We start from the raw sequence: 3,602 nt of genomic DNA on the forward strand, positions 1-3,602 counted from the left end.
ACTCGCGCAAGCGACCGATCAACCGGTCGTCGGCGGGCCGATCGCGCCGCCGGCCGTGGCGGCCGAGCCGCTGGCCGCGTCGTCGGCGCGCTAGCGCGCGGGCGTTACTGCTGCGCGCGCACCTTCTTCAACAGCGCGGTCGTCGACCGATCGTGCTCGAACGGAATCGCGAGCGCGCGGCCGCCCCAGCCGCGCACGAGCGCGGACTCCGGCAGCTTGTCCATATCGTAGTCGCCGCCCTTCACGAGGACGTCCGGATGAACCGCTTCGATTAGCGACACCGGCGTCTTTTCCTCGAACTTCACGACCCAGTCGACGCTTTCCAGCGCCGCGAGCAGCGCCATCCGGTCGTCTTCGCGGTTGATCGGGCGGTCGTCGCCCTTGCCGAGCATGCGCACCGACGCGTCGCTGTTCACGCCGACGATCAGGCACGCGCCGAGCGCCTTCGCATCGGCGAGATAGGTGACGTGGCCGCGATGCAGGATGTCGAACACGCCGTTCGTGAAGACGACGGGCGCCGGCAGCGATGCGCGCAGCGCGACGAGTGCGTCGCGGGGGATCAGCTTGCGTTCGAAGGAAGCGGGCATGATGAAAGTCGGGCGGATGGGATGAAACGGATCGAGCGGGACGTCCTGCGCGCCGCAGGCGCAATCGGCCCGCGCGATGCCTGAGAAAAAGCCCGTCGGGCAGGCCGGACGGGCTTCGGATCGCGGGCGCCGCGCGGGCCGAGCGGATGCGCCCGCCGCCGCGCCGCGACGGCCGTCAGGCCGGTTGCGCGGACGACGAACCGCTTTCCGACTGCAGACGGTTCGTGACTTCCTTGCGGTAACGGTTCAGTTCCTGCGCGGTCGCGAACGTGCGCTCGAACAGGATCGACAGGTTGTGCAGGATGCGGTCGACGACCTTCTTCTCCCACTCGCCGTCGAAGCGGATCTGCTCGTCGAGCCAGCGCTCGAGCCATTCCGGATCGGGCAGGCGGGACTGCACGGTGTCGCGCGGGAACAGCGCCTGGTTTACGTGCAGGTTCGTCGGGTGCAGCGGCTTCTCGGTGCGGCGCGCCGACGCCATCAGCACGCCGATCTTCGCGAACGCCGCGCGCGCGACGTCGCCGCAATTGTTCAACGCCTTCTTCATGTAGCGCAGATACGCGCCGCCGTGGCGCGCTTCGTCGCGCGAGATCGTCTCGTAAATGTGCTTGATCACCGGCTCGGTGTGCCAGTCGGCCGCGCAGCGATACCAGTGGTTCAGACGGATTTCGCCGCAGAAGTGCAGCATCAGCGTCTCGAGCGGCGGCGCCGGGTCGAACTCGAAGCGCACCGCGTGCAGTTCTTCCTCGGTCGGCACGAGCTCCGGCTTGAAGCGGCGCAGGTATTCCATCAGCACGAGCGAATGCTTCTGCTCCTCGAAGAACCACACGCTCATGAACGCGGAAAAATCGCTGTCGTGCTGGTTGTCGCGCAGGAACATTTCCGTCGCCGGCAGCGCCGACCACTCGGTGATCGCATTCATCTTGATCGTCTTCGCCTGCTCGTCGGTGAGCAGCGAAGCGTCAAACTTGTCCCACGGAATGTCTTTCTCCATGTCCCAGCGGACAGCTTCGAGCGATCGGTAAAGTTCCGGATAAAGCATGGTGTTCATGATGGTCCCACCCCTGTTCTGCGCAATGCGACTTCTTTCAACGTGACTGATGCCGCGCGGGCGCATGCGCGCCTTGTGCAGCCAAGACTCAAATTTTACGCGGGAAACCGGCCTCCCGGACGCTGCTTGCGCGTCCGGCAGCCGGGCGGCCGCGTGCCGCCGTGGTACACGCCGCCGCCACGCTCCGCTCGAACGGAACCGGCCGCGCGTGCCTGAATTGGGGGGCCGGCGCTGGCCGGCTCGCTGGCGAACCCGCGCCCGTTCCGGTCGCCCGAACGGGCTCCCCGTACGGCTGCCGGCGCGGCGGGCTGCTCGATATGGTGTATTCGGCGGCGGCCATGATAGCACGCACGCATGACCGTTCCGCGACGCGCGGGGCACCGCGTCGAGCGGCCCGCAGGTGCGGCGATCGGTCGCGGTAGCGCGTCGCGAATCCGCAACCGTGACGTGTCAGACCCGCATTTCGCCGGCCGCACGATCGTCGCCGACGCGGGCATCGGGCGCCGTTGCGCTGGCGTCGCGCGTTTCGGCGGCGGGCACGTCGGAGGGCGCATCGCCGCGAGCCGCCGAGCTGCCGACCGCCGAGCTGCCGACCGTCGAGCTGCCGACCGTCGAGCCGCCGACCGCGGAGCCGCCGACCATCGAGCCGCCGCCCGCCATCGCACCGCCCGCCATGCCGCCGTTCCCCATTCCGCCGCCATCCGCCGCGGCGATCCACGCCGCAAGCGTGTCGCGCTGCGCGCGCCCGTCGCGGTAGCCGAGCTCGATCAGTTCGCGCGTGAACGGCTCCTCGAACAGCAGATAGCTCGCGAACGACGCACCGGCCGGCTGGCTGCCGCCGATCGCGCCGAGCAGCCCGCGCATCGTCGCCGGCATCTGCTTCAGGTGCTTCGCGGCGATCAGCTCGATACGCTCGGACGGCGCGATCGCGAGCACGTCGACGTGCCGCCAGCCGCTGTCGACTTCGACCTGATGCGGCAGGTGCTCGATCATCCGGTTGATGTGCTCGATCCGTTCGATGTCCGAGCCGATCGAGTCGAGGAACACGCTCGCGAGCACCTGCTGGCCGATCTGCGCGAGCGTCGGATAGCCGCGCGCGCGGCCCGCACCGTTCGCGGCGGGGATTTCCGGGCGCGGATCGGCAGCGCCGACGACGACGATGCGCTGCGCGCCGAAGTGGATCGCCGGAGACAGCGGCGCGATCTGCCGGATCGAGCCGTCGCCGAAGTACTCAATCTGTCCGTCGAGCACGAGCGGCACGGCGGGGAACACGAACGGAATCGCCGACGAGGCGAGCAGGTGCGACGCCGACAGATCGACGAGCCGCGCGGTGCGCTGCGCGCGCCGCCATGCCTGGATCGGCTCGGCCGCCTGGTAGAAGGTCAGGTGGCGGCCGCTCGAATAGCTGAGCGCCGTCACCGCGAGCGCATGCAGCAGGCGCGCTTCGAGCATCTGCTCGATCCGGTGGAAGCTGAGCTCGCGCTGCAGCAGATGCGCGAGCGGCGTGTTGTCGAGCAGCCCGCGCGGCGAGCGGCGCGCGGCCCAGCCGAACGTCATCGTCGCGAGCCAGCGTGCGCCGGCCGCCGCGATGCCGAGCCAGTCGGTGCGATACACGTAGTCGGCGCGCAGATGCTCCCAGAACTCGAGCAACCGCCGCACGCCGTGCGAAAAGTCGTCCGCGTGGCTCGCGATCGACGTCGCGTTGATCGCGCCGGCCGACGATCCGCAGACGACCGCGAACGGCAGCGTATGCCGATGCGGATCGGCCTCGCGCGCGATCTCGGCCAGTGCCTTCAGCACGCCGACCTGATACGCGGCGCGCGCGCCGCCTCCCATCAGAACGAGCGCGAGTCGCATGATCGGCCTGCTAGTCGCGCATCACGTCGCGCGTTTCGGCGGACGCGTTTCGGGCGACGAAGCGGCTGCCGCGCGCGCCGCCGCCGAGCCGGCCGGCTTCGCGCGCT

At 69.5% G+C, this 3,602-nt stretch carries 3 protein-coding genes; all 3 read right to left on the bottom strand.

What is annotated here, in order from left to right; all coding sequences use genetic code 11:
* Nucleotides 1-104 precede the first annotated feature (104 nt).
* Nucleotides 105-587: a D-glycero-beta-D-manno-heptose 1-phosphate adenylyltransferase gene (gene rfaE2, locus HMPREF3115_RS26625; protein ID WP_070556797.1), complete on the bottom strand. Its 483-nt coding sequence runs from the start codon at nt 585-587 to the stop codon at nt 105-107.
* Between the two features lie 175 nt (nt 588-762).
* The gene (locus HMPREF3115_RS26630; RefSeq protein ID WP_012212630.1) at nt 763-1,638 is read right to left on the bottom strand and encodes a ferritin-like domain-containing protein; all 876 of its coding nucleotides are present in this window, start codon (nt 1,636-1,638) and stop codon (nt 763-765) included.
* 450 nt (nt 1,639-2,088) lie between these two features.
* Nucleotides 2,089-3,495 (bottom strand): patatin-like phospholipase family protein, encoded by a 1,407-nt coding sequence (locus HMPREF3115_RS26635; protein ID WP_045594284.1) that lies wholly within the window; start codon nt 3,493-3,495, stop codon nt 2,089-2,091.
* Nucleotides 3,496-3,602 lie beyond the last annotated feature (107 nt).

Origin of the sequence: Burkholderia sp. HMSC10F09 (genome assembly GCF_001806955.1) — a bacterium.
GTDB lineage: Bacteria > Pseudomonadota > Gammaproteobacteria > Burkholderiales > Burkholderiaceae > Burkholderia > Burkholderia multivorans.

Coding starts and splice junctions, on each gene's coding strand:
- rfaE2 (WP_070556797.1), bottom strand. CDS start 587: ATGCCCGCTTCCTTCGAACGCAAGCTGATCCCCCGCGACGCACTCGTC.
- HMPREF3115_RS26630 (WP_012212630.1), bottom strand. CDS start 1,638: ATGAACACCATGCTTTATCCGGAACTTTACCGATCGCTCGAAGCTGTC.
- HMPREF3115_RS26635 (WP_045594284.1), bottom strand. CDS start 3,495: ATGCGACTCGCGCTCGTTCTGATGGGAGGCGGCGCGCGCGCCGCGTAT.